Origin of the sequence: Sphingomonas sp. NFX23, assembly GCF_049887795.1 — a bacterium.
GTDB lineage: Bacteria > Pseudomonadota > Alphaproteobacteria > Sphingomonadales > Sphingomonadaceae > Sphingomonas.
Map to the genome: position 1 here is coordinate 184,304 of NZ_JAGEKH010000006.1, position 18,246 is coordinate 202,549.

Sequence of the window (18,246 nt, forward strand, 5' to 3'; positions counted from 1 at the left end):
ACGATCGGCTCGTACGATTGCTTCCGCGGTCCAACCGCATCTGAATAAGTTTGAATGACGATTCTTCAGCGGGCTGCGACGATCGCGGTCATGACCTTCTCTCTCGCCGGCCTGCTCGGCAACAGCGCTCCCGGTCAGGCAACCGGTATCGATCGCTCGACCACCAATCTCACTGCTCTCGCCAATCTAAACGCGCTCTCGCCGCAGAATGTTCCGCAGATCGCTCCAGTTGCCACCTCCGTCGCACCTGTCGAGACGAACGCCGAGAACACCTCAGTCAGCCCTGCCGTCGCAGAAGCCGAAGAATTCGACACGCTCGCTCAGGCCGTTGCCGCGCAGGATAGCGCCGCCGCCGACGAAGCGCTCCAGTGCCTTGCCGGTGCGATCTACTTCGAATCCAAGGGTGAGCCGCTGACCGGTCAGCTCGCCGTCGCCGAAGTCATCATCAATCGCGCCAAGTCGGGTCGTTTCCCCGCCAACGTCTGCGCCGTCGTCAAGCAGCGTGGCCAGTTCAGCTTCGTTCGCGGTGGCCAGATCCCCAACATCAACGCCGGCACCGCCTACCGCACTGCGATCGCAGTCGCCAAGGTCGCGCTCGCAGATGCGTGGAACAGCCCCGCCGACAAGGCGCTCTACTTCAACACCCCCGATCGCCGCCCCAGCGTCCGCGCGATCAAGGTCGCCTCGATCGGCAACCACATCTTCTATCGTTGATATCCCCCGGATATCGCTGAAGTCCGACCCCGTCCCGCACCCAGCGGGGCGGGGTTTTTCATATCCGCCGACGCCCTAGTCTAACGTCTCGGCCTATCGCAGCACCCGCGCCGCCAACCCCGAACAGTCCGCATCGCTAGCCGTCGGACCCTGCTTGCCGGTGATCGCACGCCCGATCGCCTTGAAGATATTCCCCACCGATTTCACCTCCGGCGGGATCGTCACGTGCGGCTGCTGGATCGTCCCGGTCATGTACGCCGATCCCGGCAACTGCAGCAGCGCATGCTGTTTAGGCGCGCCACTCAGCCGGATGTCGACCGCTTCGGCGGGAAACACCACGCTCCCCTGCCCGTGCAGCTGGCTGGCGGTGGTATCGACGATCATCGGATCGACGCGCCCTCGCCCCTGCGTCACGGCGAGTTTCACCACCACACAGCGCAGCCCCGCGCGCTCGCCATCTTTCGCCAGCAACGCGCGCGCCGCATCGAACCCCAGCGCCGCGGCGATCCCCTGCGGCAATTGCCCGTCCCGCGCGACGAACCCGATGCTGCCATCGGCGTTCCCGACTGCGGCCCGGATAGTCTCCCCCGGCCCCTTCAGTCTTACCCGCGCGCTCACATTGCCGCTGAAGTCGCCGCGCCCGCCTGCCAGCGCCTGCACGCTGCTACCCCGCAACCGCAGGTCGATCGCGACGGTCGGCGTCTTGCGATCGCCTCGCTGGTCGACCGTGACCTTGCCGGTGACGGTCCCCTGCGGCAACCTCGCGACCAGCCGGTCCAGCGTCAGCAACTGGTGATCGATCGCGATCGTCCCCTTGGCGGACACGATCGGCGACGTCCCCTTGGCGGCGACGATATGCTGGATGCGGAACCCGAACTCGGCATCGGTGCTGTCGATCTTGCCGATGTCGATCCGCGTATTCGGCACCAGCCTCGGCCCGATCGCCCGCTCCAGCGCCGCGCCCTTGGCCTGCGCCTCGTCCGACGACAGGTCCGCGAAGTCGAACTGGCGCGACACGATATCGCCGTTCACCTTGCTGCGGCCATCGCGCTTGTCGACCGTGACATGCCCCGCGAAATCGGACCGCCCGACCACGCCCTTCAGCTGCGTGATGGTCCATTTCGGCGAATCGTGGCGAACGTGCGCGCTGAACGACACCGGCTGCGTCCGGAACAGCCCCGCCTCGATCACCGCGTCGATCAGCTTCAGGTCGGTCGCGCGCGCCGTCACGTCGAGCGTCATCGCATCGGTATCGAGCGGCCGGTCCATCACGCCCTTTGCCGAGATCGACAGCCTGTCCCCGTCGATCGACGCGGTGAACGGCCACGGCTTGCCCTGCGATCGCTCGATCGACGGCCCCGAGACAGCAATTCGCACCGCCGCGCCACGCACGGTGCCGGTGCCGTTCGCACGGATGCCCGTAACCGGATCGGACGAGAATTGCGCGGTGACCTGCCGCCCCTGCTTGGCATCGCGGTACGAGATCACGCTGTCGCGAATGACCAGCCCCTGCAGGTCGTTCGAACTGCCGCCGCTCTTGGCCTTGCCCGGCCGATCCCAGTTGGTCCGCCCCTGCTTGTCACGGACCAGCGCCAGGTACAGCCCGGACGCCTTCACGTCGCGCGGCCCGAACCCGCCCTTCAACAGCGACAGCGCGGAGAAGGTCGCCTCCGCCTCGCGCAACCGCACGAAGTCGCCGCTCCCAGCCCACGCCGCCTGCGGAATACGGACCTGCGTGATGCGGATCGTCGGCGAGAAACCGAACCCGTCGACGCGCTCGATCCCGCCGATCGTTACCGGCCGCCCGAAGCGCGCGGTCAGCTGTCGCTCGATCACGCCTTTCAGCGATCCCCAAGGGAACACGGCGAGCCCGATTATGACCGTGGCCATCACGGCCACGACGACGATGCCGGTGACTTTCACCCAGCGCTTGGCGACCCATCTTCTCATCTACTGCGGCGACGCGTCGAAACGCGAAACGTTCCGCAAGCGTCAGGACCGCTGCCGCAGAATGACCGCGGCGCGTCGGGCTCGCTAGACCCGCACGCTCTTCGGCGCCAACCGGCGGATATCGAGGACGTCGACCTGCGCGAGCATCACCGCGCCCAGCGCCTTGTCCCCGGTCTCGACCAATATTCCCTCGTGCGTCGCGCGCACCGTCCGCCACGATACCTCGCGCACCGTCAAGGTCTTGCCGATCCGCTTCACCGCAGCGACACGCCCGTCATCCGCGATCGCCAACGCGCCCTGCCCGTCCGCTCCAACCACGGCGCCAGCCACCGCAAACCCGCGAAGCTGCGCCTGCGCCGCGTCCGCCGCCTCTTCCGGTGTCTCGATCTTCACGACCCGCCGCATCCGCACGACCACCCAGGCCAGGCCGGCGAGCAGCAGCACAACGGCGGCCACGATGCCGCCGACGATCGCAGGCGTCATCGCGGCCCTGCGAGCGCGTCCAGCATCGGTCGGATTCCGCGCAGGTCATATCCGGCGTCCTCGGCCTGCGCGAGCAGCAGGTTCGGGTTCCGCCCCGCCTTCGCCGCCGCCAACGCCCACAAATTGCAGCTCCGCGTCCCCGATCGGCAATAGGCCAGCACGGGCCCGTCCGAATCCGTCAGCGCCTCCGTCATCGCGTCGATCTGTGGATGCGAGAACCCCGCATGCGTCACCGGAATCGAGACGTATTTCAGCCCGGCCGTTTCCGCCGCGGCGCGGATCGCATCACCTGAAGGCTGCCCCGCATCCTCGTCGTCGGGTCGGTTGTTGACGATCGTCTTGAACCCCGCCGCAGCGATTTCCGCGACTTGCTCGACCGCGATCTGTGGCGCGACCGAAATACTTTCGTTTATTTGCCGTATCATGCGGACTCGCGGATGACCTGGAGGAAGGCATCCCCATAGGCGTCGAGCTTGCGCGCGCCAATGCCTGATAACAGGCTCAACTCGGCACGCGACGCCGGCCGCTGCCGCGCAATGTCACGCAACACCGAATCGTGGAAGATCACATACGGCGGAACGCCCGCTTCCTTCGCCAGATCGCGCCGCCGCACGCGCAAGGCTTCGAACAGCGGATCGTCGACCGGGTTCGGCACAGCGCCAACCGCCCCCTTGCGCCGCCGCTCGCGCTTCGGCGGCACGACGATCGACACCGCCGCCTCGCCCTTGAGGATAGCCTTCGCCGCCGGCCCGAACTCGAGGCCGCCATGAGGATTGGTCCTGAGCGCATCCTTCAGCATCAACGCGCGCGACACAGGCTTCAGCAGCGCGACCTCGTCGCCCTCGACGATCCCGTACACCGACAGCGCCTCATGCCCGTTCATCAGGCTGCGCTCGCTGGACACCCCCGTCAGTATGCCCTCGATATACCCGACCCCGTACATCTGCCCGGTCCGAAACACCGCCGACAGGAACTTCCGCGCCGTCTCCGTCGCATCCACCGCATCGACATTACCGAGACAATTGTCGCAGTTGCCGCAATCCTCAAGCCGCTCCTCGCCGAAATGCTTGAGCAGGATCCGCCGCCGGCACCCGGCCGTCTCGACCAGCCCACCCATCGCGGTCAGCCGCTGCCGCTCGCCCGCCTGCCGCTCGGGCTCGACCTCGCCGATCCGCTGCCGCGCGCGCGCGAAATCCTCCGCGCCCCAGAACAGATGCGCGATCGCCGGGTCGCCGTCACGCCCCGCGCGACCGGTCTCCTGATAATAGGCCTCGATCGACTTCGGCAGCCCGGCATGCGCCACGAAACGCACGTCGGGCTTGTCGATCCCCATCCCGAACGCGACCGTAGCGCAGATCACCATGTCCTCGCTCGCAACGAAATCCGCCTGGTTCTTCGCGCGCACCTGCGGATCGAGCCCCGCATGATACGCCCGCGTCGGCCGCCCGCTCCGCCCGAGCGCCTCCGCCAGCTTCTCGGTCGCGGCCCGCGTCTGCGCGTATACGATCCCCGGCCCCGGGATCTTCTCCAGGATATCCGCGATCTGCCGGTTGACGTTGTCGCGCCCCGAAATCGCATAGCGGATGTTCGGCCGGTCGAACCCCGACACGATCAGGCCCTCCTGCGAGATTCCCAGCTGCTCGAGAATATCGGCGCGGGTATGGGCGTCGGCGGTCGCGGTCAGCGCCAGCCGAGGCACGTCCGGAAAACTGTCGAGCAAAGGCCACAGCAACCGATAATCCGGCCGGAAATCATGCCCCCACTCACTGACGCAATGCGCCTCGTCGATCGCAAAGAGGCTGAGCTTGGCTTGGCTCAGCAGGTTCCGGAAACTCTCGTTCGAAGCCCGCTCCGGCGCGACGTACAGCAGGTCGAGATCGCCCGCCCGGAACCGCGCGATCGTCTCCTCGCGATTGGTATCGACGCTCGTCAAAGTCGCCGCCTTGATCCCAACGGCAGTGGCCGCGCGCAACTGGTCATGCATCAGCGCAATCAGCGGAGAGACAACGACGCACGTCCCCTCCAGCATTGTCGCCGGCAACTGGTAGCAGAGCGACTTCCCCGCCCCCGTCGGCATGACCGCCAGCGTCCGCTGCCCCGCGAGCACCCGGTCGACGACATCGCGCTGCACGCCACGAAAATCAGGAAAGCCGAAGATGCGCTGGAGATCGGGAAGGGGGTCGAGTGCCATTGCCATGCGATCTAGGCGTCGCGCAGTCGCCCGTCGAGGGGCGAGCCTGCATTGGTTATCCAATCATTACCGATCATGAATGCGTTGCGAATACGATATGACGCGGCAAGATCGCGGCGCCTGACGCCGGAGACCTCACGATGATCGCCAATATCCTTAGAACCGCTGTGGCGGCATCGGTGGTCGTGAGCAGCGTCGCGCTAGCCGGCGACACGGTCACGGCCATCCGCGACGTGCCGGTCGGCGGGATGATCGCCGCAACGATCGACGGCAAGCCCGTCACCCTGCGCGTCGACCCCGCCGCGCCCGGCCTGGTCTTCGTCACGACCGCAGTCGCCGAGCGACTTGCGCTGAAGGGCGGTGCGCTGGGACTCGGCTATTCGGTCGGCGGGCAAGGCGCGATGCAGGCGACGACGGTCCGCCCGATGACGTTCGGGACCAACGCGGTGAAGCGGCGGATCGGCTTTCCGAGCCGCAAGCACGAGGCCAAGGGGAAGGCTGCCGACCCCCGCTGGGTCGGGCGGCCCTATGCTGATGTCGGCGACGGCAGCATCGGCCCGGCGTCGCTGCCCGAACCCGTCGTGCGCATCCTCCTGAACGCGCCGCGTGCCGGTGAGCGGACCGTTGCGTTGCCGATGATCGACGGCGGCGGCCTGCTGGGTAAGCTCTCCGGGACCTTCGCGCAGATCACGATCGGCGGCCAGCCGATTCGGGTCCGCTTCGACCCCTATCATCCACGCACGACCGTCACCGCCAACGCCGCCACGCTGATCGCGCAGGCGCAGCGCGGCACGCTGGCCGGCCTCACCGCACCGGTCGAGATCGCCTTCGGTATCGCCCGACCCGTCCGCACGATGACGCTCGCCACCCCGCTCCTCGTCGGCCCGCTCGCGCTATCGTCGCTCGGCGTCCGCACCACCGACGTCGGCAGCGCCGCCGCGATCCCAGATGCCGACGCGCCGCCACCCGACCCCGACGAGATCGTCGTCGTCGCCAAGGGCAAGCGCGACGCTAGCCGCGATCGCCTGACGATCGGCGCCGATCTGCTCGACCGCTGCTCATCGATCGTCTTCGACAAACCCGCCAAGCAAATCCGCCTCACCTGCGGGTAGACTTGGTCGATATCCGGCCAGTCTGTCGCTGTCCGATCATGGACCGCGACCCTGCGTGCCTGCATCCTCCCACGTTCAATCCGGGGGGACGCGCATGGAACTGAACATCAGGCTGGCCGAGCTGCAAAAGCGCACGATCGAACACCGCGAGGTGCTGCTGACCGAAGAGGCCGCGAAGACCGCGCTCGTCATGCCGTTCCTCCAGTCGCTCGGCTACGACGTCTTCAATCCGTCCGAGGTCGTCCCCGAATTCACCGCGGACGTCGGCACCAAGAAGGGCGAGAAGGTCGACTACGCGATCTGCGCGGGCGGGAAAGTGTCGATCCTGATCGAGTGCAAGCCCTCGTCGGTCCAGCTCAACGTCAACCACGCCGGGCAATTGTTCCGCTATTTCAGCGTCACCGACGCGCGCCTCGCGGTGCTGACCAACGGCGTCGTCTACCAATTCTATTCGGACATCGAGCGTCCCAACAAGATGGACGACAAGCCGTTCTTCACCTTCACGATGGACGCGATCAAGCCCGGCGACATCCGCACGCTCGAGAAATTCACCAAGGCCGCGTTCGACATCGACAAGATCGTCCAGGAGGCCGGCAACCTCAAGACGCAGTCGCTGATCCGCCTCGAACTCGAGAAGGAGTTCGCCGAGCCGTCCGACGAGTTCGTCCGAATGATGGCGCAGCGCGTCCACGGCGGGCGCCTGACACCGGCGATCAAGGACGGGTTCGCCAAGCTGCTAGCGCCCGCGATCGCCGCGCTGATCCGCGATTTCGTCAACGAACGCCTGTCGTCGGCACTGAAGGCGTCGAGCCCGGTCGAGGACCTGCCGCCGGGCGCGTCCGACGACCCCTCGGATGGCGACGGCATCGTCACCACGCAGGAGGAGATTTCCGGCTTCCACATCATCCAGGCGATCGCCTAACGCCTGGTCGACCCGAAACGCGTGATCGTCCGCGACGCGAAGTCGTATTGCGCGATCCTGCTCGACGACAACAATCGCAAGACGATCGCGCGGATGCACTTCAACGGCATCACGACCAAGTATCTCGGCATGTTCGCCGGCAAGGACGAAACGCGGCATCTGCTGTCCGACCTGACTCATATCTATCAATATTCGGAAGCGATCGAGGCTAGGTTGCGCGAGTTGGATCCCTCGATCCCGGCGTAGTACGGCATGGAATGAAGCAACGCCTCACTTCCGTTCCCGCGAAAGCGGGGGCCCAGGATCAAGCAGCGCCACGTCCGCCCTTTCTGGCCCCCCGCGTTCGCACGGGAACGGAAGCGTTACCGCACTCCGCGCTACTCGCCGTTAGCGCTCCATCCATCCCCCAGACACCAACCACCCCGGCGAAGGCCGGGGCCCAATTGGGGAACGTTGCTAACGGATGGTAGCGCGTCGTTATTACCACCTTTCCAATTGGGCCCGGCCTTCGCCGGGGTGGCGGTCTGATTGAGAAGCGCAAGAGTCCCAAAGGGCCGTCGCCAAACTTGTTTCCCCGCGAAGGCGGGGACCCAGACTGGGCTCCCGCCTTCGCGGGAGAACATGGAGGGGGAAGCTGGCGTTCGAATGCCGCCGCTGTACTGGCTTACGGGATGAGCACCGAGCAACTCCGACGCGGCGGGGGCATGGGCGCGCTCATGGCCAACGCTACGCACGGCGGCCCGCATCCCTATTCCGCCGCCAACGCCCCATCATCATCCCCAGCGCGCTCCTGCGCCTGCCGGTTCCACATCTCCGCATACACGCCCCCCTGCCGCAGCAAGTCCGCATGCGTCCCCTTCTCGACGATCCGCCCCGCCTCCAGCACGACGATCTGGTCCGCATGCACCACCGTGGAAAGCCGGTGTGCAATCACGATCGTCGTGCGCCCGCGCTCGATCGCCTCAAGCGTATCGAGGATCTCAGCCTCGGTCCGGCTATCCAGCGCCGAAGTCGCCTCGTCCAGAATCAATATCGGCGGGTTCTTCAGCAGCGTCCGCGCGATCGCCACGCGCTGTTTCTCGCCCCCCGACAGCTTCAACCCGCGTTCGCCCACCCGCGTCTCATACCCGAGCGGCTGGCGCTCGATGAACCCGGCGATCGCCGCGCCCTTCGCGGCAACCTCGACCTCCGGCATCTCGGCCCCCTCGCGACCATAGGCGATATTATACCCGATCGTGTCGTTAAACAGCACCGTATCCTGCGGCACGATGCCGATCGCGGCACGCAACGACGCCTGCCGCACCTCTGAAATATCCTGCCCATCGACGGTAATCCGCCCGCCCGTCAGGTCATAAAACCGGTACAGCAACCGCGCGAGCGTAGACTTGCCCGCCCCCGATGGCCCAACGACGGCCAGCGTAGATCCCGCCGGCACGTCCAGCTCCAGGTCGCGCAGGATCGGCCGTCCGGCATCGTACCCGAACGACACCCCCTCGAACCGCACATGCCCCGCGCTCACCGCCAGCGCCGGCGCACCCGGCGCATCAACCACGGTCGCGGGCGTATCGATCAGGTCGAACATCGCCGCCATGTCGAGCGCACCTTGCCGGATCGTCCGATACACCATCCCCAGCAGATCGAGCGGCCGGAACAGCTGCGCCAGCAGCGTCGACACGAACACCACGTCGCCCGCCGACGCCTCGCCGCGGCTCCACAGCCACACGACGAAGCCCATGCCGCCCGCCAGCATCACGTTGGTGATCAGCGCCTGGCCGAGGTTCAGCCACGCGAGCGAATTCTCGCTCTTCACCGCCGCCTCGGAATACGCCGTGATCGCGCTGTCGTAGCGCCGTGCCTCGCGCTCCTCCGCGCCAAAATACTTCACCGTCTCGAAGTTCAGCAGCGAATCCACAGCATGCGCGACCGCCCCGGTATCGAGGTCGTTCATCCGCGCGCGCAAGGCATTGCGCCAGTCCGTCACCATCCGCGTGAAGAGGATATAGCCAACCACCATCACGACGGTCGCGACGACTAAAGGCCAGCCGAACTTGGTCCAGAACAGCCCGAGCACCAGCACCAGCTCGAACACGGTCGGCGCGATGTTGAAGAGCAGGAAATACAGCATCGTGTCGATGCTCTTGGTCCCGCGCTCAACCACCTTGGTGACCGCGCCCGTCCGCCGCGACAGGTGAAAATCGAGGCTCAGCGCATGCAGATGGCGAAACACCTGCGCCGCCAGCCGCCGCGACGCGTCCTGCCCGACGCGCTCGAACACCGCGTTGCGCAGATTGTCGAACAGCGTCGTCCCGAACCGCGACGCCGCGTACCCGACCACCAGCAGCACGACGAGCGTCAGCGCGGTGCGATCGTTCCCCGCCATCCGGTCGACCGCGTATTTCAGCGTGAACGCGGCGCCGAACACCTGGATCAGCTTCGACGCGATCACGAGCAGCATCGCGACGACGATCCGCACCTTCAGCTTGGGTTGCCCCGCCGGCCACAGGAACGGCAGGAAGCGGCGGAGCGTCGGCAGCAAGGGCTGGTCCGCGCGGGTGGAGGTGTAGGTGTCAGGTGGCATGGATCGATGCGATGTAGGCGCAGTCAAGCCCCGGCGAAAGCAGTTGGGGGAACAATCCTGCCACTTCGTCGCTTTTGTTATCGTGTCCGATGTCGGCCGCCGCGATCCACTGGAGAATGAAATGGAACCGCTGTTCTACGTCATGGCCATCATGGGCTGCGGTGACGGCAATGTGAACTGCACCGAGGCGCGGGTGATCCCGGTGCGCTACGAGACGATGGCGCAGTGCCGTGCGGCGCTCCCCGACCAGCTGGCACAGAACACCGACGTTCCGTATCCCATGATCGGCGCAAACTGCCGTGCGCAAGGCCAGTTGATGGCGAAGGCCGGCAAGGCCAAATCACAGGGCTGACCCCCGTATTGTCATTCCCGCGAAGGCGGGAACCCATACTGGCAAACGGCTCGATCCACCGACACGGCATAGATTATGGATCCCCGCCTTCGCGAGGATGACGATACTTAAGTCCTAGGTCGCGTCCACAACCGAGTATCCCGCTTAGTCCGCGGATACAGCGTATCCCGCCGCGCCGCCTCTCGCGCTGCGGTCAGGATAAACCCCAGCTTCTGCATCCCCGACGTCGTCACCCGGTGATCCCACGCATGCTCCCCCCGAGCCGCCACGGTCCGCCCGATCGCGCCGTATATCCCCGCCGCCGACAACACCGCCCAAGCCGAGCGGAACGACAGCGCCGGCGTCCCCTCCCGCGCGCTAGCCTCGAACGCCGCCGCCCGATCCGCCATCCGCTTCGTCAACACCGCCAGCCGTGAGCGAAACGGCGGCTTCATGTGCTGCCCCGGCGGAAAGTCCATTTCGACCAGCCACTCCTCGGGCAGGTAGCATCGCCCTACGCGGTCATCCTCCTCGACATCGCGTGCGATATTGGCGAGCTGGAACGCCATCCCCAGGTCGCAGGCGCGGTCGAGCGTGTCCTCGTCCTCGGGATCGACGCCCATAGCCACCGCCATCATGCACCCGACGACACCGGCGACATGGTAGCAATATTTGTAGAGATCGTTCTCCGACCGCGGCCGCCACTCGCGCGCATCCAGCGCGAATCCCTCGATCAGGTCGCGCGCGAACCGCTTCGGCAGCCGGGTCTCGGCGGCGAAGATCCGCAGCGCATCGAACGCCGGCTCGCCGACGACTTCACCCGCCAGCGCCTGCTCGGTCATGGCCGACAGCGAGACGAGCCGGGCCGGGGCGTCCTCGACCACGGTCATCCCGTGCCCATGATCCTGCCCATCGGCGATATCATCACACCGACGGCACCACGCGTACAATAGCCAAGCCCGCTCGCGCGTCGGCCTGTCGAACAACAGGCTGGCAGCGGCAAAGCTCTTCGACCCACGCGAGATCGACTCATGCGCGGTCGCGACGATCGCCTCGCGCGAGGGGAGGGGGTGGGTCACGTCATCACCTCGCACGCCACCACCGTTACATGCACCACCCCGGCGAAGGCCGGGGCCCAGTTGGGGGACATCAATTGGCTGGCGCTGCGCGTCGTTACTGCAACCTTCCCAACTGGGCCCCGGCCTCCGCCGGGGTGGCGGCGAACGTTGGGATGGCGGCTGGTGCTGGAGGGGGCCGTCAAACTCACAAATCGGCCGCGTTCATCCGCACGATCGGCTGCGTCGGCACGTGGCGCCCCATCCGGTCGAGCAGCACGTCCAGCGTATCCGCCACGATCAACAGATCCCGGTGTTGCGGACGCAGAAAGCCGACCTCGCCCATCTTCTCCCAGAACGCGATCAGGTGATCATAATACCCAGCGGTATTCAGCAGCCCGACCGGATCCGCATGATAGCCAAGCTGCGCCCAGCTCAACGCTTCCCATAGCTCGTCCATCGTCCCCGTCCCGCCTGGGATCGTCACGAACCCATCGGAAAGATCGGTAAACATCTGCTTGCGCTGATGCATGCCGCTGACGACGTGCAACTCGGTCAGCCCCCGATGCGCAACCTCCGCATCGACCAAGGCCTGAGGAATGACCCCGATAACCTCGCCGCCGCCTTCAAGCGCCCCATCCGCAATCGCGCCCATCAGCCCGGTCCGACCGCCGCCATAGACGAGGCCAATCCCCCGCTCGGCAAAGGCGCGTCCGAGCGCCCGAGCGCCTTCGATATAGGTGGGATCAGCCGGCGTCGCCGACCCGCAATACACAGCAAGTCTCTTCATCCCGCACCGCTAGGGGAAGCGCGCGGGGTGTCGCAAGAGAAGAATGGGTTCACGCGAAGGCGCAAAGGCGCGAAGATGTCTTTCCCGTCGCAAAGCGATCTACACACCACAAACCGCGAAAACGGACCGTGCAGCATGGCGCGATGCTCTTCACAAAAATCTCAGCGCCTTCGCGCCTTCGCGTGAACAAAGCCCTTACTTCTCGCCTTCCAACATCAACCGAGCCGTAGCCTTCGCGCTCCCGACAACCCCCGGAATGCCCGCACCCGGATGCGTGCCAGCCCCCACGAAGTACAAATTCGGAATATGCTCGTCGCGGTTGTGCACTCGGAAATACGCGCTCTGCGTCAACACCGGCTCCAGCGAGAACGCGCTACCCAGATGCGCATTCAGATCCTCCGCGAAATCCTTCGGCGCATACGAGAACTTCGTCACGATCCGCTCGTGGATATCCGGGATCAACCGCCGCCCGATCTCGTCGAGGATGCGCTTCTCCAGGATCGGCCCGATCTCGTCCCAATCCACCGGGAATTTCCCGAGATGCGGCACCGGCGCCAACGCATAGAAGGTCGAATGCCCCTCCGGCGCCAGCGAAGGATCGGTCACGGTCGGATGATGCAGGTACAGCGAGAAATCTTCCGACAGCACGCCGTGATCGTAGATGTCCTCGAGCAGCCCCTTATAGCGCGGCCCGAACAGGATCATGTGGTGCGGGATGCCGGGCCAGGTGCCCTTTATCCCGAAATGCACCACGAACAGCGACGGCGAATATTTCTTCCGCTCAAGCGACCCGGTCTTGCGCTTAGCGCTGCGCGACGTCGCCAGCAGGTCGCGATAGGTGTGCATGATGTCGCTGTTCGCCGCGATTGCATCCGCCTGACCCGACCAACCGCTTGCGCAGGTCACGCCAGTCGCACGGTCCCCGAGAGTCTCGATCGACGTCACCGGATCGTCGAGCCGCAGCACGCCGCCCAGCCGCTCGAACTGAGTCACCAGCGCCGCCACCAGCCGGTTGGTCCCGCCGCGCGCGAACCATACCCCGCCGTCACGCTCCAGCTTGTGGATCAGCGCATAGATCGCGCTCGTCGTCATCGGATTGCCGCCGACCAGAAGCGTGTGGAAGCTCAACGCCTCGCGCAGCTTCTCCGACTTCACGAAGCTCGACACGATCGAGTAGACCGACCGCCACGCCTGGTATTTCGCCAGCGCCGGCGCCGCCTTGATCATCGACCCGAAGTCGAGGAACGCGACATGGCCGAGCTTCTCATAGCCCTCGTGGAAGACCCCCGCCGAATATTGCAGGAACTTCTCGTACCCCGCCCAGTCGCCGGGGTGCAGTTTCTCGATCTCGGCGCGCATCTGCACGTCGTCGTTGGTATAGTCGAAATTCGTCCCGTCTGGCCAGTTCAGGCGGTAGAACGGCAGCACCGGATCGAGCGTCACGTCCTCGCTCATGTCGCGTCCGGTCAGCGCCCACAGCTCGCGCAGGCAGTCCGGATCGGTGATGACCGTCGGCCCCGCATCGAACGTGAACCCGTCGCGCTCCCAGAAATACCCGCGGCCACCCGGCTTGTCGCGGCTCTCGACGATCGTCGTCTGCACGCCCGCCGATTGCAGCCGGATCGCGAGCGCCAGCCCGCCGAAACCTGCGCCGATGACTATTGCGGTCTTCATGATGACATACTGCCTGCGATGGCGCGGACGGCGCGCACGATGGGGACGGGGGGCTTGCCGGTCAGAACGCGCGCCTTGTCGGAAAGCGTCGAGCGGCCGGCATAGAAACGGCCGATGAGCGATGGGGAGAGGCGGTAGAAGCGCTCGAGGATGCGGTAGCGTTCCTCCGGCTCGGCGGCGCGGAACAACATCGTGTCGAGCATCCGATAGAACCCGCGCGACTTCCACGTCGCCCGCGCCATCGCGTGCGTCGCATCGTGGAGTTTCGCGCCCGAAAAATCGCTGAGCCCTGCAAGCATAGCAGCGGTCCGCACCGCGTCAGGCAGCGAGTACCCCGTCGTCGGGTGAAACATCCCCGCGCGCATCCCGGCCTTCGCCACCCGAGCACCGCCCGACCGCCAATACGCCTCGAAATCGCCGCCCATCGCGACCGGCAACACGCCGGACTCTTCGCGAACGACGCGCTCTACGTCCCAGCCGCGCCCGGCGACATACTCGTCAATCCGCGCACCTAGCACCGGAATATCGAGATCGGGCGTGTCGCTATAATAGGTGTCCTCGACGAACATCCGATCCGCGGCGAACGGCAGGCAATAGACGAACCGATACCCGTCGATCTGCGGAATGGTCGCGTCCATCACCATCGGCCGCGGGCTTTCGTGCGGCACGCTCAACGCCAGTTCGCGCCCGAGAAACTTCTGCCACGCGAGATCGAGCAGCGACAAATCGCCCGCCCCCCGCGCGTCGATCACGCCGGTCGCCTCGATCCGGTCACCATCCGCCAGCACCACCGCGGTCGCACTAGCTCCCGACACTTTCCGCCCGAGCATCAGCGCATGCGTCGGCAGCACGCGGCGGACTTCGCGGTCGAGCCGCGTGCTCTCGATCGAATAATAGGTCGCATCGATCGTCCGTTCGTGCGCCGGGAAGCGCACGTCGTATCCGCGCCACGCATGCACCACGAGCGGTGCGACGATCCACCGATCGCCTTGCGCCACGTCGCTGCCGAAGAACGACCAGAGATGATTGCCGCCGACGACTGGCGCAGCGTCGATCAGCCGCACGTCCAACGCCGGATGCTTTGCTTTCAGCGCTAGCGCGATCATCCCGCCGGCCAAACCCGCGCCAACGATCGCAACGTCGCAGGAGATCGTCGATGCCATGCCTCCGACTAGCGCAAAGCGGGGGACACGAAAACAACCTTTCCGAACCAATCGCCCGCGAAGACAACCTGCGTTGCCGGGGGTGGGGCAGGGCTCACGTCCAATCCTCCCCCGCCAGGGGGAGGTGGCTGGCCCTAGCCAGACGGAGGGGGAGGAAAGGGAAGCCTCCGTTCCGCATCCGCCCCCTCCGTCACCTCCGGCAACACCTCCCCCTGGCGGGGGAGGATCGAGGAGTTGAGGAAAACGGCTTCAGCGCTGAGGGAAGGAGGAAAGCCCAAGCTGCTCCCCTCCCTGGAAGGGAGGGGCTGGGGGTGGGTCGGTTTCCGCAAACCGGAACGCCAGTGGCTCAAGCTGGCCGACCCACCCCCGACCCCTCCCTTCCAGGGAGGGGAGAGTGCGCGGCGACAGATACCCTTCCACCAAGATCGCTCTTAGACAGCACGAATGCCCACATCCGCCCCCACGCTAACCACCGACCGGCTAACCCTGACCGCCCACGCCGCCACAGACCTCGAAGACTGCGCCGCGATGTGGACCGACCCGCGCGTCTACACGACGATCGGCGGCCAGCCCCGATCGCGCGAGGACGTCTGGATCCGCCTCCTCCGCTCGATCGGCCAATGGACGCTGTTCGGCTACGGCAGCTGGATCGCCCGCGAGACTGCCACAGGCCACCTCATCGGCGAACTCGGCCTCATCGAAGCCCGCAGAGCCATCGACCCCCCGATCGACGCCACCCCCGAAGTCGGCTGGACGCTAACCGGCGACGCGCAAGGCAAGGGCTACGCCTCCGAAGCGCTCGCCGCGATCCTCGCCTGGACCGACGCGCGCATCCCCGCGACGACCTGCATCATAGACCCCGCCAACGCCCCCTCGATCCGTCTCGCGGAACGGCTAGGCTACCGCCTCCGCATCACGGGGACCTACCGAGACGCGCCGATCCTGATCTTCGACCGAGCCGCGGCGTCGTAAAGACCCGGCGCTATTTCTGCGCAGTAACCACCGGATTTTGCGCCGACGCGATCGGCATGGGATCGCCCGCCCGGTCGTAGAACGCCATCAACACCAGCCCCAGCGCCAATATACTCCCCGCGATCACGTAGATCAGGCTCTTGTGATCCCTGCCGGAATGGGCGCTGGTATTCGTGCCGGTATCCCCGCGCGCGGCGTTTTGATGTGCCATGCATCTCTCTCCGTATTGGCAGGTCGTCCTGCTCTGGAGAGGGAGGCTATCAGGTTTCGCCGCACTGCATAGAGGCTATCGCAACCGCACGAACGTGCCGGGACTACACCGCCCGACCTACGCCAATCCCGGCGCGATCGGCCAGTAGGTCGCATACCGCTCATGCGCCACGCGGAAATACGGCACCATCCGCACCGGCTGCCGGTCCGCCGCGAGGATCGTGAACTCCAGCGGCCGGTCCCCCGCGCGCATCTTCTCTGCGATCGTATCGGGATCGCCCGCCAGAGTCGGCGGCGTGAACGGCGCGGCATTATATTCGCCATATTTGCGCTCGTTGACGATGATGTCCGATCCCGGCGCCAGCCCCTCGCGCCCTAAGCTGCCCGCCATCACCAGCGGCCCGTAAGTGAACGCGACGATATCCGGTGCGGCCGGCGACCGCTCGACCCCGGCGCGCATATCCAGCCGCAACTCCACCGTATCGCCGTCGCGCCACCCCCGCGCCAATTCCAGATACCGGCCCGGACCGGTCGACCGCACCGCCTCGACCCCGTTCACCAGCACCACCGCGGTCCGGCTCCACCCCGGATGGCGCAGCTTCAGCGTCAGCTCGGCCGGCCGCTTCAACGTCCAGCGCAGCGTCGTCGTCGCCGCATCGGGGAACGCCGTCACCTGCGTCAGCACCGCGTCCTTGTCCTTCCAGCGCACGGCGGAGGGCACGAACAAATTCACGTACAGCGCGCGGTCGTCGTGGAAATAGATCGAGTCGCGGTATTTGACGTGGTTCTCCATCCCCGTGCCGGTGCAGCACCAGAACGAGTTCTCGGGCGTGTGATACAGCTTCATGTAGCCCGGCCGCGCACCCTGGAAGTACGTCGCCATGCCGCTATCCGGGTCCTGCGACGCGAGGATCCCGTTATACAGCGTCCGCTCGTAATAATCGGCATAGCCCGCCTGCGGATCGTGCAGGAACAGCGCCCGCGTCAGCTTCAGCATGTTGTGCTGGCAACACGTCTCCGATCCCTTCGCCGACAGGACATGCTCGGCGAAATCGGCGACCGGAAAGAAATGCTCGTTGTCGCCGTGCCCGCCGGTCGCGAACGACCGCGTCAGCGCCACCGTTTTCCAGAAGAATTCGGACGCATCGCGGTATTCGGGCTTCCCCGTCACCTCCCACACCCGCTGGAAACCGATGATCTTCGGCACCTGCGTATTGGCATGCAGCCCGTCGAGATGGTCGCGGCTCTTGGCCAGCGGCGCGAGGATCGCCTTGTGCGAGAACCGCTCCGCCATCGTCCGATACTCGGCGGTCCCGGTCATCGTGTAGAGGTCGGCGAACACCTCGTTCATGCCGCCATGCTCGGTATCCAGCATGGTCTCGAACTGCGCGTCGCTCAGCGGACGGCTCGCGACCACCGCCCAGTCGGCCAGCCGCAGCAGCACCGCACGCGCCGTATCGCTGTCCGCCAGCAGCGTTGCATCGCGCAGGCCCGCATACACCTTGTGCAGCGTGTACCACGGCACGCCGGTGATCGGATCGCCGCGCAGATGCGCCGCCACCAGCGCCGGCCCATCCGGGAACGCACAGACCAGCCCGGTCCCCGACGCCGCCTGGCACGCCGCCAGTTCGCGCGCGATATGGTCGATCCGCGCCTTGAACCGCCGGTCGCCGGTCGATCGATAGGCGAGCGCACACGCCGACAGATAATGACCCAGCGTATGCCCGTGGCAGTTGATGTCGGCCCACAGCGGATCCGATTCCCAGCCGCCGTAGACCGGTGCTTTCGGCGCCAGCCCGGCATTCACCCGGAAATTGTGGAGCATCCGGTCGGGTTGCAGCGCGAGCAGATACGCCTCGGTTTTGCGCTGCGCATGCAGGAACGGCCCCTCGCCAAGCGTGACGTCGGCCAGGTCGAACGCCTGCAATGTCGCGGTCGGCACCGTCACGGGCACCACCTCTGGCGGCACGAACGCAAACGCCTGCGAACCGATCGACAGCGAGCCCACGGTCAGAGCACCGGTCGCGACACCCGTCAGGAATTTCCGGCGGGATTGGCCCCCGCGGCACAGCTCGACCATAACGACACCCTCTTATGCTCT

Annotated in this window: 17 protein-coding genes; 6 read left to right on the plus strand and 11 right to left on the minus strand. The window is 66.1% G+C overall.

What is annotated here, in order from left to right; translation table 11 throughout:
• Window positions 1–54 precede the first annotated feature (54 nt).
• Complete coding sequence (locus tag J4O76_RS17210; RefSeq protein WP_426283071.1) at window positions 55–714, plus strand: cell wall hydrolase; 660 nt, start codon at window positions 55–57, stop codon at window positions 712–714.
• Between the two features lie 93 nt (window positions 715–807).
• On the opposite strand, the gene J4O76_RS17215 is transcribed toward J4O76_RS17210, so the two are convergent.
• The 4 genes from J4O76_RS17215 to recQ all read right to left on the minus strand — a co-directional run bounded on the left by J4O76_RS17215 (window position 808) and on the right by recQ (window position 5,338).
• Complete coding sequence (locus J4O76_RS17215; protein ID WP_426283072.1) at window positions 808–2,664, minus strand: AsmA family protein; 1,857 nt, start codon at window positions 2,662–2,664, stop codon at window positions 808–810.
• Between the two features lie 84 nt (window positions 2,665–2,748).
• Window positions 2,749–3,147: a hypothetical protein gene (locus J4O76_RS17220; protein ID WP_426283073.1), complete on the minus strand. Its 399-nt coding sequence runs from the start codon at window positions 3,145–3,147 to the stop codon at window positions 2,749–2,751.
• Window positions 3,144–3,572 carry a TIGR01244 family sulfur transferase gene (locus J4O76_RS17225; protein WP_426283074.1) on the minus strand — a complete coding sequence of 143 codons (429 nt, stop codon included), beginning with the start codon at window positions 3,570–3,572 and terminating at the stop codon, window positions 3,144–3,146. Before J4O76_RS17225 ends, J4O76_RS17220 begins: the two co-directional genes overlap by 4 nt.
• Window positions 3,569–5,338 (minus strand): DNA helicase RecQ, encoded by a 1,770-nt coding sequence (recQ, locus tag J4O76_RS17230; RefSeq protein ID WP_426283075.1) that lies wholly within the window; start codon window positions 5,336–5,338, stop codon window positions 3,569–3,571. The genes J4O76_RS17225 and recQ overlap by 4 nt, the downstream gene beginning before the upstream one ends.
• A 140-nt stretch (window positions 5,339–5,478) precedes the next feature.
• Between recQ and J4O76_RS17235 the strand changes: the two genes are divergently transcribed.
• From J4O76_RS17235 to J4O76_RS17245, 3 genes are all read left to right on the plus strand, one after another.
• Window positions 5,479–6,450 carry a hypothetical protein gene (locus J4O76_RS17235; RefSeq protein WP_426283076.1) on the plus strand — a complete coding sequence of 324 codons (972 nt, stop codon included), beginning with the start codon at window positions 5,479–5,481 and terminating at the stop codon, window positions 6,448–6,450.
• Between the two features lie 94 nt (window positions 6,451–6,544).
• The gene (locus J4O76_RS17240) at window positions 6,545–7,372 is read left to right on the plus strand and encodes a type I restriction endonuclease (protein WP_426283077.1); all 828 of its coding nucleotides are present in this window, start codon (window positions 6,545–6,547) and stop codon (window positions 7,370–7,372) included.
• A gap of 21 nt (window positions 7,373–7,393) precedes the next feature.
• Entirely contained in the window at window positions 7,394–7,618 is a 225-nt protein-coding gene (locus tag J4O76_RS17245; protein WP_426283078.1) for a hypothetical protein, read from the plus strand.
• Between the two features lie 502 nt (window positions 7,619–8,120).
• Here J4O76_RS17245 and J4O76_RS17250 read toward each other — a convergent pair.
• Entirely contained in the window at window positions 8,121–9,950 is a 1,830-nt protein-coding gene (locus J4O76_RS17250) for an ABCB family ABC transporter ATP-binding protein/permease (RefSeq protein ID WP_426283079.1), read from the minus strand.
• An 82-nt stretch (window positions 9,951–10,032) separates the two neighbouring features.
• Here J4O76_RS17250 and J4O76_RS17255 point away from each other — a divergent pair, with 82 nt between their 5' ends.
• On the plus strand, window positions 10,033–10,302 hold the full coding sequence (locus tag J4O76_RS17255; protein WP_426283080.1) for a hypothetical protein: 270 nt from the start codon (window positions 10,033–10,035) through the stop codon (window positions 10,300–10,302).
• A gap of 107 nt (window positions 10,303–10,409) precedes the next feature.
• Here J4O76_RS17255 and J4O76_RS17260 read toward each other — a convergent pair whose 3' ends face one another.
• The 4 genes from J4O76_RS17260 to crtY all read right to left on the minus strand — a co-directional run bounded on the left by J4O76_RS17260 (window position 10,410) and on the right by crtY (window position 14,963).
• The gene (locus tag J4O76_RS17260) at window positions 10,410–11,360 is read right to left on the minus strand and encodes a phytoene/squalene synthase family protein (RefSeq protein WP_426283081.1); all 951 of its coding nucleotides are present in this window, start codon (window positions 11,358–11,360) and stop codon (window positions 10,410–10,412) included.
• A gap of 184 nt (window positions 11,361–11,544) precedes the next feature.
• Window positions 11,545–12,126 (minus strand): TIGR00730 family Rossman fold protein, encoded by a 582-nt coding sequence (locus tag J4O76_RS17265; RefSeq protein WP_426283082.1) that lies wholly within the window; start codon window positions 12,124–12,126, stop codon window positions 11,545–11,547.
• Between the two features lie 195 nt (window positions 12,127–12,321).
• The gene (locus J4O76_RS17270; protein ID WP_426283083.1) at window positions 12,322–13,800 is read right to left on the minus strand and encodes a phytoene desaturase; all 1,479 of its coding nucleotides are present in this window, start codon (window positions 13,798–13,800) and stop codon (window positions 12,322–12,324) included.
• Complete coding sequence (crtY, locus tag J4O76_RS17275) at window positions 13,797–14,963, minus strand: lycopene beta-cyclase CrtY (protein ID WP_426283084.1); 1,167 nt, start codon at window positions 14,961–14,963, stop codon at window positions 13,797–13,799. Before crtY ends, J4O76_RS17270 begins: the two co-directional genes overlap by 4 nt.
• A 444-nt stretch (window positions 14,964–15,407) precedes the next feature.
• Here crtY and J4O76_RS17280 point away from each other — a divergent pair, with 444 nt between their 5' ends.
• Window positions 15,408–15,935 carry a GNAT family N-acetyltransferase gene (locus J4O76_RS17280; protein ID WP_426283085.1) on the plus strand — a complete coding sequence of 176 codons (528 nt, stop codon included), beginning with the start codon at window positions 15,408–15,410 and terminating at the stop codon, window positions 15,933–15,935.
• 10 nt (window positions 15,936–15,945) lie between these two features.
• On the opposite strand, the gene J4O76_RS17285 is transcribed toward J4O76_RS17280, so the two are convergent.
• Entirely contained in the window at window positions 15,946–16,146 is a 201-nt protein-coding gene (locus tag J4O76_RS17285) for a hypothetical protein (RefSeq protein WP_426283086.1), read from the minus strand.
• A gap of 117 nt (window positions 16,147–16,263) precedes the next feature.
• A complete protein-coding gene (locus J4O76_RS17290; RefSeq protein WP_426283088.1) occupies window positions 16,264–18,225 on the minus strand; it encodes a beta-L-arabinofuranosidase domain-containing protein in 1,962 nt (653 codons plus the stop codon).
• Window positions 18,226–18,246: the final 21 nt, after the last annotated feature.